Origin of the sequence: Paraburkholderia sp., from assembly GCF_034668105.1 — a bacterium.
GTDB lineage: Bacteria > Pseudomonadota > Gammaproteobacteria > Burkholderiales > Burkholderiaceae > Paraburkholderia.
Genome location: NZ_JAXDPY010000054.1, coordinates 1 through 18,238 on the forward strand (window position 1 = coordinate 1; position 18,238 = coordinate 18,238).

An 18,238-nucleotide genomic window follows, 5' to 3' on the forward strand; every position below is an offset into this window, starting at 1 on the left:
TGTACGACGAAAACGCGGCAGGCAACAATCTGCTGTTCGAAGGCGCGCAAGGCACGCTGCTCGACATCGACCACGGCACCTATCCGTTCGTCACGTCGAGCAACTGCGTGGCCGGCGCAGCCACCGCTGGCGCGGGCGTCGGTCCGCAAAAGCTGAACTACATTCTCGGCATCACCAAGGCGTATTGCACGCGTGTCGGTTCGGGCCCGTTCCCGAGCGAACTGTACGATGCGGATAACGCCGCGCGTCAGGAACCGATCGGCCTGGAACTCGCCAAGGTCGGCAAGGAATTCGGCTCGGTAACGGGCCGTCCGCGCCGCACGGGCTGGCTCGACGCCGCCGCGCTGCGCCGCTCGATCCAGATCAACGGCGTGTCGGGTCTGTGCATGACCAAGCTCGACGTGCTCGACGGTCTCGACGAAGTGAAGCTGTGCATCGGCTACACGGTCGACGGCAAGCAAGTCGACCTGCTGCCGCGTGGCGCCTCGGAAGTCGCGCGTTGCGTGCCGGTGTACGAAACCTTTCCGGGCTGGAAGGAAAGCACCGTCGGCATCACGGAATGGGACAAGTTGCCGGCCAGCGCGCGTGCGTATCTGACGCGTGTGCAGGAAGTCGCGGGTATTCCGATCGACATGGTGTCGACCGGTCCGGATCGCGACGAAACCATTCTGCTGCGTCATCCGTTCAAGGTTTAAGCCATGGTTCAAGGTGTACCCATGATTGCGATGAAAGATCCGCGCAACGATGACAAGAACCTGTGGGTCGGCTGGGACGAGTATCACCGGCTGATCGAACTACTGGCGTTGGCCGTGCATGAATCGGGTTGGAAGTTCGACAAGATCTTGTGTCTCGCGCGCGGTGGTTTGCGCGTCGGCGACCAGCTCTCGCGCATTTACGATCTGCCGCTGGCGATTCTCGCCACCAGTTCGTACCGCGAAGCGGCCGGCACGGAGCAGGGCGAACTCGATATCGCGCAATACATCACCATGACGCGCGGCGAGCTGCACGGCAACGTGTTGCTGGTCGACGACCTGGTGGATTCGGGCGTGACGCTGGCACGTGTCCAGCAGCATCTGAAGGAACGTTATCCGGCGATCACCGCGGTGCGTTCGGCGGTGCTCTGGTACAAGGGCTGCTCGAAAGTGAAGCCCGATTACCACGTGCAGTATCTGCCCACCAATCCGTGGATTCACCAGCCGTTCGAGGAGTGGGATACGGTTCGTCCGCACAACCTCGGCGCGTGGATCAAGCGCGGTACGCAGCAGGAGCAGGAATCGTCAGGTACGTGAGGTCAGACGTAATGCGCTGCGACACCGTACTTATTGCGTTGCCGCCAGGGCAGTACCTGCAAAACGGAGCCGGATTCGGCTCCGTTTTTTTATGCGCTTCGTGTATGCGCTTGGTGTATGCATTTCAGCGCGTTCTGCGAACGGCGCCTCGCGAACGCGCAGGGCCGCACCAGCGCATCGCCTGACGCCGCAGACGCGCCCAAATCGCAGTGCTACACTGCGCGGACCATCCACGTGGTGTATCCACAACAAGCCGGGCGGCGCTAGACGGGCAGTTTAGAATAGCGGTCGTTTTTCCGCTCAGGGAACGGATTTCCTCGCGTTTATGACAGATAACAATCACGTGCACAAACAGCCTCTGCCGTCCCTCGCGATTGCCGCGATCGGAGTGGTATTCGGCGATATCGGCACGAGCCCGTTGTACTCGCTGAAAGAGGCTTTCAGTCCGGCCCATGGCATTCCGCTGACCGACCAATCGATTCTGGGCGTGATCTCGCTGCTGTTCTGGGCAATCGTGATCGTGGTCGGCGTCAAGTATGTGCTGTTCGTGATGCGCGCCGACAACAACGGCGAAGGCGGCGTCCTCGCCCTCATGGCGCTGGCGCTGCGCTCTCTCGACGACAAATCGAAAATGGCCGGCTTGCTGATGATGCTCGGCATTTTCGGCGCCTGCATGTTCTATGGCGACGCGGTGATTACGCCCGCTATTTCGGTGATCTCGGCGGTCGAAGGTTTGGAGATCGCGGCGCCCCATCTGTCCCATCTGGTGCTGCCGCTCACCATGGTGATCCTCGTGCTGCTGTTCTGGATCCAGCGGCACGGCACGGCCACCGTCGGCCGCCTGTTCGGTCCGATCATGGTGCTGTGGTTCCTGGTGCTCGCCGCGCTGGGCCTATGGCACATCCTGCAGTCGCCGAACGTGATCCGCGCACTGAACCCGTATTACGCGTACACCTTTATGGCGGCGCACGTGCTGCAGGCCTACGTGGTGCTCGGCTCGGTCGTGCTGGTGCTGACCGGCGCCGAAGCGTTGTACGCCGACATGGGTCACTTCGGCGCCAAACCGATTCGTATGGCCTGGTACTTCCTGGTGATGCCGTCGCTGGTGCTGAACTATTTTGGCCAGGGCGCACTGCTAATGCACGACCCTAAAGCGATCGAAAACCCGTTCTTCCTGCTTGCGCCGGATTGGGCGCTACTGCCGCTCGTCGTTCTGTCGACGGTGGCAACCGTGATCGCGTCGCAAGCGGTGATTTCCGGCGCGTATTCGCTGACGAGCCAGGCGATCCAGTTGGGCTACGTGCCGCGCATGAAGATCCTGCATACCTCGGAACTGGCGATCGGACAGATCTATGTGCCGGTGGTGAACTGGATGCTGCTGTTCATCATTCTGTGCATCGTGATCGCGTTCAAGAGTTCGGATAACCTCGCCGCCGCGTATGGTATCGCGGTGACCGCCACCATGGTGATCACCACGATCCTCGCGTGTGTGGTGATGGTCAAGGTGTGGAACTGGAACAAGTTCCTCGTGGCGTTGATCATCGGCGTGTTCATGGCGGTCGACCTGGGCTTTTTCGGCGCCAACCTGCTCAAGGTTGCCGAAGGCGGCTGGCTGCCGCTCGGCATCGGCGCGCTGCTGTTCTTCCTGCTGATGACCTGGTTCAAGGGCAGAATGATCGTCAAGGAGCGTACGGCCGCGGACGGTATTCCGTTGATGCCGTTCCTGCAGGGTTTGCTTGCGCACCCGCCGCATCGCGTGTCGGGTACGGCAATCTATCTGACCGGCAGCGATTCGCTCGTGCCGGTGAGCCTGCTGCACAACCTGAAGCACAACAAGGTGTTGCATGAACGCACCATCTTCCTGACCTTCGTGACGCGCGACATTCCGTACGTGAGCGATTCCGAGCGCGTGACGGTGAAGGATTTCGGCGGCGGTTTGTTCCTCGTCAAAGCGGTCTACGGGTTCAACGAAACGCCTGACGTGAAGGCCGTGCTGCTGGAAGTGGGCCGCACGCATGACATGACCTTCGAGATGATGGATACCTCGTTCTTCCTTGCGCGCGAAACGGTGGTGCCAACGCAGTTGCCAGGCATGTCCGTGTGGCGCGAACGCGTGTTCGCATGGATGCATCAGAACGCGGCGAAGCCGACTGACTTCTTCAGTATTCCCGCAAATCGCGTGGTGGAACTAGGAACGAAGATCGAGATCTGAGGGCCGCACACGGTTGAATGCCTCTTCAATACGAAGATGCGATAAAAAAAGCCCACGCATTTTTGCGTGGGCTTTTTGTTTGGGGCGCGCTCTCGCCGGCTTACTTCTGCTTCAACTTGGCAAATGCGGCGGCCATCGCACCGCCAGCCTCCGGCTCGCGTGAGCGCTGTTGCTGGCCGCCTCGTGCGCCGCCGCCCGAGCGGTTGAACCCGCCGCGATCCTGCTGGGCGCCACCACCGCTGCGCGGCGCTGCCGACGCGCCGAACTCGTCATCGAGGCGCATGGTCAGCGCGATACGCTGACGCTTCACGTCGACTTCCAGCACCTTCACTTTGACGATCTGGCCAGCCTTGACGACCTCGTGCGGGTCTTTGATGAATTTTGTCGACATGGCCGACACGTGCACCAGACCATCCTGATGCACACCGATGTCGATGAACGCGCCGAACGCCGCGACGTTCGTCACGACGCCTTCGAGCACCATGCCGGGCGTCAGGTCGCTGACCTTCTCGACGCCTTCGCGAAAGGTCGCCGTCTTGAACTCGGGGCGCGGATCGCGACCCGGTTTTTCGAGCTCGAGCAGAATGTCGCGCACGGTCGGCAGGCCGAAGCGTTCGTCGACAAATTCCGCCGGCGAGAGGCCGCGCAGCGCGTCGCGATTGCCGAGCACTTCGCCGACATGCTTGCTGATTTTCGCGAGCATGCGTTCCACGACCGGATACGCTTCCGGGTGAACCGACGAGCGGTCGAGCGGATTCTCGCCATTGTTGATGCGCAGGAAGCCCGCCGCCTGCTCGAACGTCTTGTCGCCGAGACGTGGCACCTTGCGCAGATGTTCGCGCGACGGGAACGGGCCGTTTGCATCGCGATAGTCGACGATGTTGCGGGCCAGCGTTGCGTTCAGACCCGACACGCGCGCCAGCAAGGCAACCGATGCCGTATTCGCATCCACGCCGACCGCGTTCACGCAATCTTCGACCACCGCGTCGAGCGAGCGAGCCAGTTCGCGCTGATTCACGTCGTGCTGGTATTGGCCGACGCCGATCGCCTTCGGCTCGATCTTGACCAGTTCCGCGAGCGGATCCTGCAGACGACGCGCAATCGACACGGCGCCGCGCAGCGACACGTCCATGTCCGGGAATTCCTTTGCCGCGAGTTCGGAGGCCGAGTACACCGAAGCGCCGGCTTCCGAAACGACGATCTTCTGCAGCTTGAACTCCGGATGACGCGCGATCAGTTCGCTCGCGAGCTTGTCCGTTTCGCGCGACGCCGTGCCGTTGCCGATACTGATCAACTCAGCCTGCGTCTGCGCGCAGATACGCGCCAGTTTCGCGATCGAGCCGTCCCAGTCGCGGCGCGGCTCGTGCGGATAAATCACGTCGGTGGCGAGCACCTTGCCGGTCCGATCGACCACGGCGACTTTCACACCGGTGCGCATACCCGGATCGAGGCCGATCACGGCCTTCGGACCCGCGGGCGCGGCCAGCAGCAGGTCCTTCAGATTCCGTGCGAACACGCGAATGGCTTCGTGCTCGGCTTCGTCGCGCAGCTTGGTCAGCAGTTCGTTTTCGATGTGCGGCTGCACCTTCACGCGCCAGCACCAGCGGCACACGTCGGAGAGCCACTTGTCGGCCGGGCGGTTCTGATTGGCGATGCCGAAGTGGCGTGCGATCAGCGCTTCGCCCGGATGCGGCACCTGTGCGTCAAGTTCTTCGCCAAGCCCCAACTTGACCATCAGCACGCCCGCATTGCGACCGCGGAACAGCGCCAGCGCGCGATGCGACGGCACGGTCCTGATGGTTTCGGCGTAGTCGTAGTAATCGCGGAATTTCTCTTCTTCCGCATTTTCCTTACCTTCGACCACTTTCGACGACACCACACCCTGATTGAACAGGTAGTCGCGCAGCTTGCCGAGGAGCTCCGCGGTTTCGCCGAACTGTTCGGAGAGAATGTCGCGCGCGCCGTCGAGCGCGGCCTTGACGTCGGCGACGCCTTTTTCGGCGTCCACGTAGGCGGCGGCTTCGGTTTGCGGGTCGAGCAGGGGATTGGCCAGCAGTGCGTCGGCGAGCGGCTGCAGGCCGGCTTCACGGGCGATCTGCGCGCGCGTGCGGCGCTTGGGCTTGTACGGGAGATACAGGTCTTCCAGCACCTGCTTGCTGTCGGCGCCTTCGATCGCGGTGCGCAGCTCGTCGGTGAGCTTGCCTTGTTCGTCGATGCTCGAAATGATGGCGGCGCGCCGGTCTTCCAGCTCGCGCAGATACAGCAGCCGCTCCTCGAGATTACGCAACTGCGTGTCGTCGAGATTGTCGGTCACTTCCTTCCGGTAGCGGGCGATGAACGGAACAGTCGCTCCTTCGTCGAGAAGTTGCACCGCGGCCGCGACCTGGCGCGGCTGGACGGACAGTTCGGCGGCGATGCGCTGTACGATCTTGAGTGCTACGGTTTCCGTCATAAGGTCTTGGTGTTCCTGCTACTCAATCAAAGGTCGCGCACCGACGGCATACGCCGGGCACACGTCGGACACTTGGTGCACGCGAGGCGTGCGCGTTACGACCGGGTTGCTGGAGCGGGGCATTTTGCCATAAATGCCAAAGGGCTCAACCGCAGGGTGATAGAATTTCGGGCATGTTCCGTTGACCATTTACGACGTTGCCGATCTCCTTGTCCCTCAACCGCCTGGGCTCCCGCTTGGTCTCTCGCCTGTCACCGTTGCCGTCTTTTCTGTCGCTGAATGTGTCGCGATTGTTGCTTGGGTCGCTTAGGTCGCTCAGGTTGCTTAGGTTGCTGATGTCCGGAATGTCGCCCGCATCGGCGTTGCGGTCCAAGGTCCGGTCAGCGTCTCCGTCCAATGGGATGGTTCTGGCTTCCTGCGCTTTGTGCGTCATGACTGCAACGCTCGCCATGTCCGCTCCCGCCGTGGCGCAATCCGCGGCCGCGCTCGCGGCCGCCAGCAGTGCTGCGCCGGCAGCCGCTTCGGGCGCGCGGGCAGCAGGCGCGGCAGGGACAACCGGCTCCACGAATGCCACGGGTGCGGATGATGCCGGGAATGCCGACCAAGCGGCATCGCCTGACAGCTCATTCGACGCACGGCAGAAAGTCCTGGATCAGCGCAGCGAGGAAAACAGCTACCGTTACGGCGTCGCCGAACACGATTGCTACAGTAAGTTCTTCGTCAACCACTGTCTGAACGAGGCGCGCGACAGCATGCGCTCCGTGCAGGCCGACATTCGCAAGGAACAGCTTGCGCTCGACGGCGAACAGCGTGTCCAGCGCGCCCGCGAGCGTGACGAGCAGGCCGCGCTCAAACGCGCGCAAGACGAAGCGAGCGCGCCGCAACGCGCCGCCGACGACACGCGCAACGCGCAGGCCTACGAAGAAAAGCAGCGCCAGCATCAACTCGACCAGGCGCAGCGCGCCGCCGAGGCGCCGCAACGCAACGCGAATGCACAAGCCTATCAGCAGAAGCTGCAACAGCACGCGCTGGATCAGGCGCAGCGCGGCGTCAGTCCGGCGCAGGCCGCGGCTAACCAGCAGGCTTACGATCAGAAGCAGGGCGACTTCCAGCGCAAACTCGATGAGGCGCGTCAGCAGGGCGCGCAGAAGGCGCAGGAGCGCGTCGAAAAACAGCAAACCTTTGAAAAGAAGCAGGCCGATGCGGCGCAACATAAAGCCGACGTCGAAGCGCGCCAGAAGCAGGCGGCCGAGAAAGCCGAACAGAAGCGTCAGGACCAGTTGCAACAGCAGCAGCAACTCGAAGAGCAGCAGAAGCAGCAACGGCAACAGGAGTAGTCGCTGTGCTGTCTTTGTCTGTGACCGGGTTGTGCAGCGGAGTATCGTAGTCGCTGTAACGTGTTTTAAGCCGGACAGCAACCTCCGGCACGGGCTGCACGATGCAGCCCGTGCCGCTTACGAGAGGAGGCGAGCATGCGCGATCAACATCACGTCATCACCGCGGACACCCTTCGCGACCGTATTCTGCAACTGGAATCGGAGCATAGTGGGCTCAATCGTTTGATCGAGCGAATGTCGGATGAGCCCGGCATCGACGACTTCGAGTTGCAGCGCCTGAAAAAGCGCAAACTCAAAGTCAAGGACACCATCATCTTGCTGCAATTGCAGCTCGAACCGGAAGTACGCGCCTGAGTTCGCGGCCTGGCAGGTGCCGGGTCGCGCCGCGCGCGCCGGACTTTGCAGGAAACGCTTGCCTTGAATTCACCGCTTGAAACTTCACCACGCCTCACAGCGGGCAACGACGCGCCGGTGGCCGGCACTCCGGTGGCCGGCGCTCCGGCGCCACGTCCTCCCGCGTCTGCGCTCTCCGCGTCGTTGAACCCGCGTCGCGTCGCCGAACTGGACGATATCTTCGCCGACAACGGTCTGCTCGCCCGTCAGATCCAGGGCTATCGCTCGCGCGCGTCGCAGATCGAGATGTCGCGCGCCGTCGCCGCGGCCATGGAAGCGTCGGGCCGCGCGATGCCCGAACCCGCGATGTTCGAAGCGCAGAAGCGTCCGGCGCGTCGTCTGCAGGCACCGGGCGCGGATGCCGCGACAGAAGCCGCTGAAAGCGCCGAATCGAACGGTCTCGACGGCAGCGAAAACACGCTGATCGTCGAAGCGGGTACAGGCACCGGCAAGACCTACGCGTATCTCGTCCCGGCCATGTTGTGGGGCGGCAAGGTGATCGTCTCCACGGGCACCAAGCATTTGCAGGATCAGCTGTTTCAGCGCGACATTCCGACCGTGCGCGATGCGCTCGCCGTGCCGGTGTCGGTGGCAATGCTCAAGGGCCGCGCGAATTACCTGTGCCACTACTATCTGCAGCGCACCGCGGATAGCGGCCGTCTGCCGTCGCGCCAGGAAACCTCGTATCTGCAGGACATCATTCGCTTCGCCAAGATCACGCGCACCGGCGACAAGGCCGAACTCGCGAGCGTGCCGGAAACGGCGGCGGTGTGGTCGATGGTCACGTCCACGCGTGAAAATTGTCTTGGCCAGGAGTGCCCGCACTACAAGGAGTGCTTCGTGATGCAGGCGCGCCGCGAGGCGCAGCAGGCCGACATCGTCGTGGTCAATCACCATCTGTTTTTCGCCGACATCATGTTGCGCGATACCGGCATGGCTGAATTGCTGCCCACGGCAAACACCATCATCTTCGACGAAGCGCATCAACTGCCGGAAACCGCGACGCTGTTTTTCGGCGAGACACTCTCCACCACGCAATTTCTCGAGCTCGCACGCGATTCCGTGGCGGAGGGCCTGGGTCATGCGCGCGAATCGATCGATTGGGTGAAACTCGGCTCGACGCTCGAACGTGCGGCGCGTGACGTGCGGCTCGCCTTCAAGGAAGATTCGGTGCGCTTGTCGATCGGGCAGATGCCCGACGATCATCCGTTGTTCCCCGCGCTTGAAACGCTCGAAACCGAGCTCGACGCATTGGCTGCCGCGTTGGCCGGTCAGGCCGAGCGCGCCGAGTCGATTGGCGCGTGTTTGCGGCGCGCGCGCGAGTTGCAGGGCGTGCTGGCGGGCTGGACGACACCCCCCACCGAAACCGAACGCGCAGCCGCCGACGCCGCCTCGGCGGATGCCAAGGCCGAACGCGCCGACCCGAATGAAAAGGTGCGCTGGATCGAAGTTTTCGCGCATACGGTGCAGTTGCACGAAACGCCGCTGTCGGTCGCGCCGATCTTCGCGAAGCAGCGCGCCGGCGTGCCGCGCGCGTGGATCTTCACATCGGCTACCTTGTCGGTGCGCGGCGATTTCACGCACTATGCGGCGCAGATGGGCCTGAACGCAAAACGCTCGATGACGCTGCCGAGCCCCTTCGACTATCCGACGCAAGGGCTGCTGTACGTGCCGCGCAATTTGCCGCAGCCTTCGTCGCCGATGTTTACCGACGCCGTGTTCGACGCCGCGTTGCCGGCGATCGAAGCGTCAGGTGGCGGCGTATTCATGTTGTGCACGACGCTGCGCGCGGTGGACCGCATTTCGGCCAGGTTGCGCGACATCATTGAAGCGCGCGGCTGGAATTATCCGCTGCTCGTGCAAGGTGACGCGAGCCGCACCGAATTGCTCGATCGCTTCCGTGCGTACGGCAATGCGATTCTGGTGGGCAGTCAGAGCTTCTGGGAAGGCGTGGACGTGCGCGGCGATGCGCTCTCGCTGGTGGTGATCGACAAGCTGCCGTTTGCGCCGCCTGACGACCCGGTGCTATCGGCGCGTCTGGATGCACTGACGAAGAAAGGTTTGAGCCCGTTCGCGGTTCATCAGTTGCCGCAGGCCGTGATTACACTCAAGCAGGGCGCGGGCCGTCTGATTCGCGCTGAGACCGATCGCGGCGTGCTGATGATCTGTGACACGCGTCTCGTCGACAAACCGTATGGACGCCGTATATGGCAGAGCCTGCCACCCTTCAAGCGCACACGTGAGATCGAAGTCGTGCGTGAATTCTTTGAAGAAAATGCAACGCCGGGCTCAGTAGATAATTAAGCGAACGCCGTTTAAAAAACGGCTTTTAAATGGCAAAACGCCACGGATGTGAATCCGTGGCGTTTTGCTTTACTGTCCGGAAAATCGAGGGGATTTTCCGGAGCAGTTTTCGCCCAGAGGCGAACCCTACGCGACAGCTTACTGGCTTGCGCCCGAAGCCGGAGCTGCAGCCGAAGCAGCAGCGTCCGAAGCAGCAGCACCAGCGTCCGAGGCAGCGCCCGTAGCCGAAGCAGCAGCGTCGCTCGCAGCAGCAGCCGCACCCGATGCAGCAGCAGCCGAATCCGAAGCTGCAGCAGCCGGTGCCGAAGCAGCAGCTGCGTCGCTAGCCGGGGCAGCGGCTTGATCGTTGCTCTAGTTGCATGCAGCCAGTGCCACAGATGCCAACAGGGATGCTACGAGGAGGGATTTCTTCATGATCACGTCCTTTTATGGTTTAAAGGTAAGCAACAGCGCAAAATAAAACCGGTAATGTGCTCCAACACCGACCTGGGCCGCTGGTGGAGACGCTCTTTTGACGAGCTGGAATCTTCCCTACGGCTTGGGCGGAAATTATATGCACTTTCGTACTGACAATCCATAAATCCGGGGTCAATACGTTGTCTTTCTCATACAAAATTTCACAGTACGGTATAACACGCGGGCAGAGTTACGCAAGCTCGCCCACTTGTATCCAGCCCGCACAATACCACTCGTGAAGCAGTGCTGTCACCGCCGAATCGTGCGAGAGTGTTACAAAGCGTTTCGCACTCATACACCGGTGATCGGCGAGATCAAACAGCCATTTTTTTGCGCCATCAAACGACATTTCTTCTCCATTTACGAAGAAAAAACGGCGGTTGTACAACAAATTAGTCTTGCGATCGAGTCGAATGCCGGACTTCGTTGCCTGACTGATGAAACGCGCTTCAATGAGCGGCCGTTGCGGCGGATCAAAGACGACACTCGGCTTCGGTTCGCTGAGGTACGTGCCAAGGAACGACGCAATATCCTGCTCATTCCACTTGACTCCAGCAAGGATCGCGCCAACCCGCTCGACCAACGCGGACGGCAATGCGGCCGGACGGTCGACGGCGGCTTGTTGTGGATCGCGATAGAGCGCACTGGGTCGCCCCGCCGATTCGTCGCGTTCGGCCAGATGATAGAGGAATTGCGAGGTCAACTCGCCTGCGGACGGGGCGCGAAAACCGATCGAGCAGGTCATGCATTCGCCTTCGGCAACACCGTCATGGGCAATATGCGGCGGCAGGTACAACATGTCGCCCGGCTCGAGCAGCCATTCCTCTTCCGGTTCGAAACGCTGTAAAACTTTCAAAGGCAAACCCGGTTCGAGTGTCAGATCTTTCTGGGCACTGATCCGCCACCGGCGCTTGCCTTTTACTTGCAAAAGAAACACATCGTAGGAATCGAAGTGCGGGCCGACGCCGCCGCCGTCGCTTGCATACGAAATCATCAAATCGTCCAGACGCGCGTCCGGCACGAAGCGGAAGCGGTCGAGCAACGCCCGCGCGCGGTCGTCGTAAAGGTCCACGCCTTGCACGAGCAAAGTCCAGGCGCGCTGCTTGACCGACGGCAGTTCGTCGGGCGCGAAAGGGCCGTGCTCGAGTTGCCATTTGTTGCGAAAGTGCGTGATCAGACGCGCTTCGACTTCGTCTTGATCGGCGAGCTCGAAAAATTCGTCACGCGACAGCGGCGCCTCTACATTCGGGATTGCCTGGCGGATCAGCAGCGGCTTCTTCTGCCAGTAGCGGCGCATGAATTGCGACGGAGTCAGATTGCCGAGCAGGGGCGTGGGCGTGTCGGGCGAGGGCGGAAGAATAGGGCGAGCGGCCTGTGAAGCCGGCGAAGAATTCCGTGCCGGAGCTGTATCGGCCGGGTGGTCGGTGGGCCGCTTGGGCATCGTATAATGTGAGTTGTATTCTGGAGAATCGAATGAAAATCGCAAAGAACACCGTCGTGTCGGTCGCTTACAAGCTATCGGATGCGCAGGGCAATCTGATTGAAGAAAGCGACGAGCCGATGGTCTATCTGCACGGCGGCTATGATGGCACGTTCCCCAAGATCGAGGAAGAGCTCGACGGCCACGAGGCCGGCTTCGAGACTCAGATCCAGCTCGAGCCGCAAGACGCGTTCGGCGAGTACGACCCCGATCTCGTGAAGATCGAGCCGCGCGATCGTTTCCCGGAACCGCTCGAAGTCGGCATGCAATTCGAAGGCACGCCGGAAGAAGGCGACGAGGATCTCGATTCACTCGTCTACGTGGTGACCGATGTGGCGGAAGACAAGGTCGTGCTCGACGGCAACCATCCGCTCGCCGGCATGGCGCTGCGGTTCGCGTTAACCGTCAAGGACGTGCGTCCCGCTACTGAAGACGAAATCCAGCACGAACACGCACACGGCGCCGACGGCCTCGAAGTTCTCGATGAAGACGACGACGAAGCCGACGACGATAAGTCAGGACCTACGCTGCACTGAGCGTGCGGGTACGCCGGGTGTGCGTGCGAGGTGTGTGTGCCGGGTGTGTTTGCCTTAAGTGTTTGCCTTAAGGCGCACCCGGCGTGCGTGGCAAGACGGCGGAAGCGCCCGAGGCGGGCGGCCCGGACATGGCGGGCCCATACTCCTCACTGCCGTCGTCCAACGCCCTATGTTGCTGCTGGTCTGACTGCTGTCCGGGCGTCTGCAACAACGGCGGCAATTCGGACGCGGGACCTAACGCCGGCACGGCCGGCATCGAAGCTGCGGGCTCTTCGCGCTGCGGCACAGGCTGCGCCATGGGCATCGGCATTTGCCTTGGCACGTCGCGCACGCTCACGCGGAACGGCGGCTTCTTGCCAAGGTCCGCTTCAATCTGAATCCACTGGTTAAGACGATCATGCGGCGCCAGCGCGACGCGTGTGAGATTCGTCACCAGCATCCCTTTGTCATTGCGTAGCGGTTGATCGATCACGAAGCCGGCGCTCGCGCGTTCGTCGTCGCAATGAATGACCAGCACGGGGCCGCGAAAAATCTGCGCGAGCTTGACGAGACTGCGTTTGAACTCCAGAAAACCGTCGCGGCGCGTGTTGCGCGTAAAGCGCAGCCACGCGAAACGGTCGGGCCGTTCGTAGCGCTCCGGATCGGGGTCGCCCTGAATGAAGACGACAAGCGCGCGTGCGTCGCGGCGTTTCGCGTATTCGGCGGCATGTTCGAGCCAGAACGCATTGGCGATCACGCGGTCCTCGAACTCGCCGTTGCGGCCGCCCGCGGTCAGATAGTGATTATTCGGACTCGGAGCGTTCAGACCGACAAACACAGTGTCGCCAACTTGCCAGCGCACGTTTTCCCGGAACGGACGAAAGCGCGACACTTCACTCTCGCGCGTCAACGCGATCGGATTCTGACCCATCGACGTGGGGTCGGTGAACAGCGTCTGACGGAGCTGATCGAGCCGTTCGACCGGGTCGAAGCCGCCGGCCTCAGCCGTGCCGCAATCTGCCCAGTCGTGCTGGCCCGGAATGAAGAAGAGGGCGGGCCGTGCTGTTTCGAGCAGTGCGTGGCGCCGATCGTATAACGCATCGCGACAGGCTTCTTTCGCGCCTTTCAGATTGCCGTCGTAGACGATGAACGATACCTCGCGCTCGCGACTGATTGCTTCGATGAGGCGCTGCGTTGGCGCTTCGTCGGCGGGGTTTTGCATCGTGTTGGCGATGACGGCGAAGGCATAGCGCGGCGTTTCGGCGTGCGCGAGCGGGGCCAGCACAGCAAGCATCCCGAGCGCCGCTAGCGACCTGAGCACAGCAAGCACCCCGAGCGCCGCTAGCGACCTGAGCACAGCAAGCACCCCAATCGCCGCAAGCGACCTGAGCACAGCAAGCACTCCGATCGCCGCAAGCCCACCCGCGCGCGTGAGCGCAATGGCCGGCGCCGCGCGAACTGTGCGCGGGCGCTGCGAGGGCCTGTGTGCGTCAATGATCCGCATCCGGCGCGGCAGCCAGCTCGTGCAGTTCGTACAGCAGATCGAGCGCTTCACGCGGGCGCAGATCGTTCGGATCGATGGCGCGCAGACGCTCGACAAGCGCCTGCGTGGCCGGCGACGCCGCCGCCGTTTCCGGCCTCGCGTCGCGTTCGTCGTCCGCATCTTGGACCAGCATGGGCAGCGGCGTTGCGAACAGATCGAGTTGCGGAGTGGGTTGCGCGGCCGATTGCTGCTCGAGATGCGCAAGATGTTTGCGCGCCGCGCGAATCACCGCATTCGGCACACCGGCCAGTTGCGCGACCTGCAAACCGTAGCTCTGATTCGCCGGCCCTTCGCTGACCGCATGCAGGAACACGATGCCGTGCCCATGCTCGACCGCGGACAGATGCACGTTGGCCGCGTGGGGAAACTCGGCGGGCAACTGCGTCAATTCGAAGTAGTGCGTGGCGAACAGCGTATGGCAGCCGTTGTGCGACAGCAGATGCCGCGCGATGGCCCACGCCAGCGCGAGGCCGTCGAACGTCGACGTGCCACGCCCGATCTCGTCCATCAACACCAGACTTTGCGGGGTCGCGTCGTTCAGGATCGCCGCCGCCTCTGTCATCTCCACCATGAAGGTTGAACGGCCGCCGGCCAGATCGTCGGCTGCACCGATTCGCGTGAAGATGCGATCGATCGGACCGAATGCCGCGCGCCGTGCCGGTACATAGCTGCCGACGTACGCGAGCAGCGCGATCAACGCGGTCTGCCGCATGAAGGTCGATTTACCGCCCATGTTCGGGCCGGTGATCAGCAGCAGTTTGCGCTCCGGCGTCAGCGTGCAGTCGTTAGCAATGAATTGCTCGACCTGCGCCTCGACGACCGGGTGCCGCCCCTGTTCGATTTCGATGCCGGTATCCGGTGAAAATGTCGGCGCGACCCAATCGAGCGCGCGGGCGCGTTCGGCGAAAGCAGCCAGCAGATCGAGTTCGGCAAGCGCCGAGGCGACGCGCTGGCAGTCCGGGATGAAAGGCAGCAGCGCTTGCAGCAACGCGTCATAAAGCGAGCGTTCGCGGGCCAGTGCGCGTTCCTGGGCGGACAGCGCCTTGTCTTCGAAGGTCTTCAGTTCCGGCGTGATGTAACGCTCGGCGTTTTTCAGCGTCTGACGGCGGCGATAATCGTCCGGCACCTTGTCGGTCTGGCCGCGCGTGACCTCGATATAGAAGCCATGCACCTTGTTATATTCGACGCGCAGATTGCCGATGCCGGTGCGTGCGCGCTCGCGCGTTTCGAGGTCGATCAGGAACTGCCCGCAGTTCTCCGAAATGTCTCGCAACTCGTCGAGCTCCGCGTCATAGCCGCGAGCGATCACACCGCCGTCGCGCACCATCGCGGAGGGTTCCTGCGCGACCGCGCGCTTGAGCAGTTCGACGCACGCTTGCGGCGGTTCCAGCGAGGCGTCGATGCGCGCCAGCGAGTCCGCATTGGACGACACGCCCGCCAGTTGCGTGCGCAACTCCGGCAACGCGATGAACGTATCGCGCAGGCTCGACAGATCGCGCGGCCGCGCTGACAGCAGCGCGAGACGCCCGGTAATCCGTTCGATGTCGGAGATCTGCCGCAACGCGCCGCGCAGCGTTTCGACGCTGGCGCCCGGCGGCGCGTCGAGCAACGCGCCGATGGCCTGCTGACGTGCCTGGGCCACCGCGGCCGCGCGCGGAGGATGATGCAGCCAGTGACGCAGCAGACGGCTGCCCATGGTCGTGCAGCAGGTGTCGAGCAGCGAGCACAGCGTGGGCGATTCGGTGCCGCGCAGCGTTTCCGTGAGTTCAAGATTGCGGCGCGTGGCGGGGTCGAGCCCGATATATTCGGATTCGTACTCGACCTTGAGGCTGCGCACGTGGCGCAATTGCTGGCCTTGCGTGGCCGCCGCATACAGGAGCAGCGCACCCGCCGCACCGCAAGCCGCTGTCAGCGAATGCGCGCCGAAGCCGTCGAGACCGGCGACTTCCAGCTGATCGCACAAACGCTGCGTGCCCGACGTGATATCGAAGTGCCAGACCGGCACGCGGGTGAGGGCGCCGGCGTTGACGGGGGGCGCCCAGCTCGCCGAATCGGCGCCCGTATCGGCCACGAGAATTTCGGCGGGACGAATCCGTTCGAGCGCGGCCGCCACCTGGTCGGGTGCAACTTCGGCGAGGCGCAACGCGCCGCTCGCCAGATTCAGCCACGCGAGGCCGACGCTCGTTGCGACGCCGCGGCGGTTATGCGCGACGCACAGCGCCATCAGGTACACGTCGCTCTTGTCGGACAGGAGCGCTGCATCCGTCAAGGTGCCCGGCGTCACCACGCGCACCACTTTGCGTTCAACGGGCCCCTTCGACGTAGCCGGGTCGCCGATCTGTTCGCAAATCGCGACAGATTCGCCGAGCTTCACCAGCTTGGCCAGATATTGTTCGACCGCGTGATGCGGCACGCCCGCCATCTTGATCGGATTCCCCGCCGACGCACCACGCTGCGTCAGGGTTAAATCGAGCAGACGGGCGGCTTTTTCCGCATCTTCGAAAAAGAGCTCGTAGAAGTCGCCCATCCGATAGAACACCAGCGTGCCCGGATGGTCCGCTTTGATGCGCAGGTACTGCTGCATCATCGGCGTGTGTTGTGCGACGTCATTGGCCGCTGCGGTTTGAATGCCCATCCTCGGTGTCTTTTTGCGTTCGCTGTTCAGGCCGTGAGTTTAACCTGTCGGCGTGGCGAGCGGACCCTGGCCGGATGGCCAATCCGTTACCGCTCGCTTCCCGCGGTTGACCTGTCGCCACGCAAACTCCCGCACCCGCCGGGCGATGCTCGCCATGCGCTCATTCTTCCACCAGCGCCCGCATATCCACCGTGCGCTCATTCACGGCACTGCGCCGTTTGGCGAGCCACATCATGAACGTGATGAAACTGCCGAACACGACGATGATCCATTGCGCGGGCATCTTCGCCGTCAACAGCAGCGCGTAGGCGCCGAGCATCAGCAGCACGGCCAGATTCTGGTTGAAATTCTGGACGGCGAACGAATGTCCCGCGGAGAGCAGGGTCGCGCCACGATGCTGGAGGATCGCGTTCATCGGCACGATAAAAAAGCCGGACAGCGCGCCGAGCAGAATCATCAGCGGATACGCGAGCAGGATATAGATCGGCAGCACGTAGGTGCCGATCCGGATGCCTGCTCCCGCCGGAAACAGGTCTCTGTTGTAGAACGCCATCGCGATCGCCACCGCGCCGGTGAGGATGCCGATCGGCAGCACGCGCAGCGAACTGCGCAACGGAATCAGCGCCGCCGCGGCGGATGCGCCGACCGCGATGCCGAGACCCGTGACGCCTTGCATCACCGCCGCTTTCGATAGCGACAAGCCGAGGTTCACGTTCGCCCATTTGAGCACCAGCAATTGCAGCGTGACCGCGCCGCCCCACATCAGCGTCGTGACCCACAGCGCGATCTGCGCGAGCTTGTCGGCCCACAGCACGTTGAAGCAGTGATAGAAATCGCCGACCAGCTTCCTGGGTTCGCTCAAACGGTTTGGATAACGCGCCCCGGTATCGGGAATGAAGATGTTGATCACTGCCGCAATGGCATACGTGACCATCACCGCGAACATGGCCAGATCGGCGGACGAGCGGATCAGCGGCAAATGCGCGCGGGCGACGAATCTGTCGGCGAGCGTACTGATCAGCGCGCCGCCGACCATCGTGCCGACAATCGTCGACAGCACGGTCGCCGATTCGAGCCACGCGTTTGCCTTGACCAGTTTTTCCGCCGGCAGGAGCTCGGTGAGAATGCCGTATTTGGCCGGCGAATACGCGGCCGCGCCAAAGCCGACCACGCCGTACGCGATCATCGGATGGACCCCGCAGATCATCATCAGGCAGCCGCTCGCCTTCAGTGCGTTGGAGACGAACATCACGTGCCGCTTCTGCAACGCGTCGGCGAAGGCCCCGACGAAAGGGGCGAGTAACACGTACGAGACGGTGAAGAAAATCTGCAGCAGCGGCGTGACCCAGGCGGCCGAACGGATCACCGACAGCAATGCGATGGCGGCGATCAGCAGCGCATTGTCCGCGAGCGACGATATGAACTGCGCCGCGATGATTGTGTAGAAGCCTTTTTTCATGAAGCGGATCGGAACCTGCGCGGAAATCTGGCGCGAAGCAGGGCGCTGCGAAAAACACGCGAAACGCAGCCGGCGATCGTGCGTGCCGGCGCGGCTTCCCGCTTTGTAGCACGAACGCTTGCCGGATGCAGGCGCGCCAACGAAAAAGCGGCCGAAGCCGCTT

The 18,238-nt window shown here is 62.6% G+C and carries 13 protein-coding genes and 1 pseudogene; 7 read left to right on the plus strand and 7 right to left on the minus strand.

Annotation, left to right across the window (positions count from 1 at the left end):
* The 3 genes from QOC89_RS02735 to QOC89_RS02745 form a co-directional block, all read left to right on the plus strand.
* Positions 1 to 695 (plus strand): adenylosuccinate synthetase (locus QOC89_RS02735; protein ID WP_323043617.1); only part of this gene is annotated, 695 nt, incomplete at its 5' end.
* Between the two features lie 3 nt (positions 696 to 698).
* Positions 699 to 1,289 carry a phosphoribosyltransferase gene (locus QOC89_RS02740; protein ID WP_179732783.1) on the plus strand — a complete coding sequence of 197 codons (591 nt, stop codon included), beginning with the start codon at positions 699 to 701 and terminating at the stop codon, positions 1,287 to 1,289.
* Between the two features lie 325 nt (positions 1,290 to 1,614).
* Positions 1,615 to 3,501, plus strand: coding sequence for a potassium transporter Kup (locus tag QOC89_RS02745; protein WP_323043618.1), 1,887 nt, complete (start codon positions 1,615 to 1,617; stop codon positions 3,499 to 3,501).
* 100 nt (positions 3,502 to 3,601) lie between these two features.
* Here the strand turns inward: QOC89_RS02745 and QOC89_RS02750 are convergent, their stop codons facing one another.
* Complete coding sequence (locus QOC89_RS02750) at positions 3,602 to 5,953, minus strand: Tex family protein (protein WP_323043619.1); 2,352 nt, start codon at positions 5,951 to 5,953, stop codon at positions 3,602 to 3,604.
* Between the two features lie 145 nt (positions 5,954 to 6,098).
* Positions 6,099 to 6,404, minus strand: coding sequence for a hypothetical protein (locus QOC89_RS02755; protein ID WP_323043627.1), 306 nt, complete (start codon positions 6,402 to 6,404; stop codon positions 6,099 to 6,101).
* Here QOC89_RS02755 and QOC89_RS02760 point away from each other — a divergent pair.
* The 3 genes from QOC89_RS02760 (at position 6,355) to QOC89_RS02770 (ending at position 9,987) form a co-directional block, all read left to right on the plus strand.
* Positions 6,355 to 7,290, plus strand: coding sequence for a hypothetical protein (locus tag QOC89_RS02760; RefSeq protein WP_323043620.1), 936 nt, complete (start codon positions 6,355 to 6,357; stop codon positions 7,288 to 7,290). The two genes, QOC89_RS02755 and QOC89_RS02760, sit on opposite strands and share 50 nt — an antisense overlap.
* 135 nt (positions 7,291 to 7,425) lie before the next feature.
* Positions 7,426 to 7,644, plus strand: coding sequence for a DUF465 domain-containing protein (locus QOC89_RS02765; protein WP_323043621.1), 219 nt, complete (start codon positions 7,426 to 7,428; stop codon positions 7,642 to 7,644).
* A gap of 63 nt (positions 7,645 to 7,707) precedes the next feature.
* Complete coding sequence (locus QOC89_RS02770) at positions 7,708 to 9,987, plus strand: ATP-dependent DNA helicase (protein ID WP_323043622.1); 2,280 nt, start codon at positions 7,708 to 7,710, stop codon at positions 9,985 to 9,987.
* 138 nt (positions 9,988 to 10,125) lie between these two features.
* On the opposite strand, the pseudogene QOC89_RS02775 reads toward QOC89_RS02770, so the two are convergent.
* A pseudogene (locus QOC89_RS02775) lies at positions 10,126 to 10,401 on the minus strand (hypothetical protein).
* A 232-nt stretch (positions 10,402 to 10,633) separates the two neighbouring features.
* On the minus strand, positions 10,634 to 11,884 hold the full coding sequence (locus tag QOC89_RS02780) for a cupin domain-containing protein (RefSeq protein ID WP_323043623.1): 1,251 nt from the start codon (positions 11,882 to 11,884) through the stop codon (positions 10,634 to 10,636).
* A gap of 32 nt (positions 11,885 to 11,916) precedes the next feature.
* On the opposite strand from QOC89_RS02780, the gene QOC89_RS02785 reads away from it, so the two are divergent.
* A complete protein-coding gene (locus tag QOC89_RS02785; protein ID WP_179732774.1) occupies positions 11,917 to 12,459 on the plus strand; it encodes an FKBP-type peptidyl-prolyl cis-trans isomerase in 543 nt (180 codons plus the stop codon).
* Between the two features lie 67 nt (positions 12,460 to 12,526).
* Here QOC89_RS02785 and QOC89_RS02790 read toward each other — a convergent pair whose 3' ends face one another.
* The 3 genes from QOC89_RS02790 to lplT form a co-directional block, all read right to left on the minus strand.
* A complete protein-coding gene (locus QOC89_RS02790) occupies positions 12,527 to 13,942 on the minus strand; it encodes a hypothetical protein (RefSeq protein ID WP_323043624.1) in 1,416 nt (471 codons plus the stop codon).
* A complete protein-coding gene (gene mutS / locus QOC89_RS02795) occupies positions 13,929 to 16,616 on the minus strand; it encodes a DNA mismatch repair protein MutS (protein WP_323043625.1) in 2,688 nt (895 codons plus the stop codon). Before mutS ends, QOC89_RS02790 begins: the two co-directional genes overlap by 14 nt.
* 160 nt (positions 16,617 to 16,776) lie before the next feature.
* A complete protein-coding gene (gene lplT, locus QOC89_RS02800; RefSeq protein ID WP_323043626.1) occupies positions 16,777 to 18,075 on the minus strand; it encodes a lysophospholipid transporter LplT in 1,299 nt (432 codons plus the stop codon).
* Positions 18,076 to 18,238: the final 163 nt, after the last annotated feature.

Excerpts from the sequence above, each read along its gene's own strand:
- QOC89_RS02740 (WP_179732783.1), top strand. The coding sequence starts at position 699 with ATGGTTCAAGGTGTACCCATGATTGCGATGAAAGATCCGCGCAACGAT.
- QOC89_RS02745 (WP_323043618.1), top strand. The coding sequence starts at position 1,615 with ATGACAGATAACAATCACGTGCACAAACAGCCTCTGCCGTCCCTCGCG.
- QOC89_RS02750 (WP_323043619.1), bottom strand. The coding sequence starts at position 5,953 with ATGACGGAAACCGTAGCACTCAAGATCGTACAGCGCATCGCCGCCGAA.
- QOC89_RS02760 (WP_323043620.1), top strand. The coding sequence starts at position 6,355 with ATGGTTCTGGCTTCCTGCGCTTTGTGCGTCATGACTGCAACGCTCGCC.
- QOC89_RS02755 (WP_323043627.1), bottom strand. The coding sequence starts at position 6,404 with ATGGCGAGCGTTGCAGTCATGACGCACAAAGCGCAGGAAGCCAGAACC.
- QOC89_RS02765 (WP_323043621.1), top strand. The coding sequence starts at position 7,426 with ATGCGCGATCAACATCACGTCATCACCGCGGACACCCTTCGCGACCGT.
- QOC89_RS02780 (WP_323043623.1), bottom strand. The coding sequence starts at position 11,884 with ATGCCCAAGCGGCCCACCGACCACCCGGCCGATACAGCTCCGGCACGG.
- QOC89_RS02785 (WP_179732774.1), top strand. The coding sequence starts at position 11,917 with ATGAAAATCGCAAAGAACACCGTCGTGTCGGTCGCTTACAAGCTATCG.
- QOC89_RS02790 (WP_323043624.1), bottom strand. The coding sequence starts at position 13,942 with ATGCGGATCATTGACGCACACAGGCCCTCGCAGCGCCCGCGCACAGTT.
- mutS (WP_323043625.1), bottom strand. The coding sequence starts at position 16,616 with ATGGGCATTCAAACCGCAGCGGCCAATGACGTCGCACAACACACGCCG.
- lplT (WP_323043626.1), bottom strand. The coding sequence starts at position 18,075 with ATGAAAAAAGGCTTCTACACAATCATCGCGGCGCAGTTCATATCGTCG.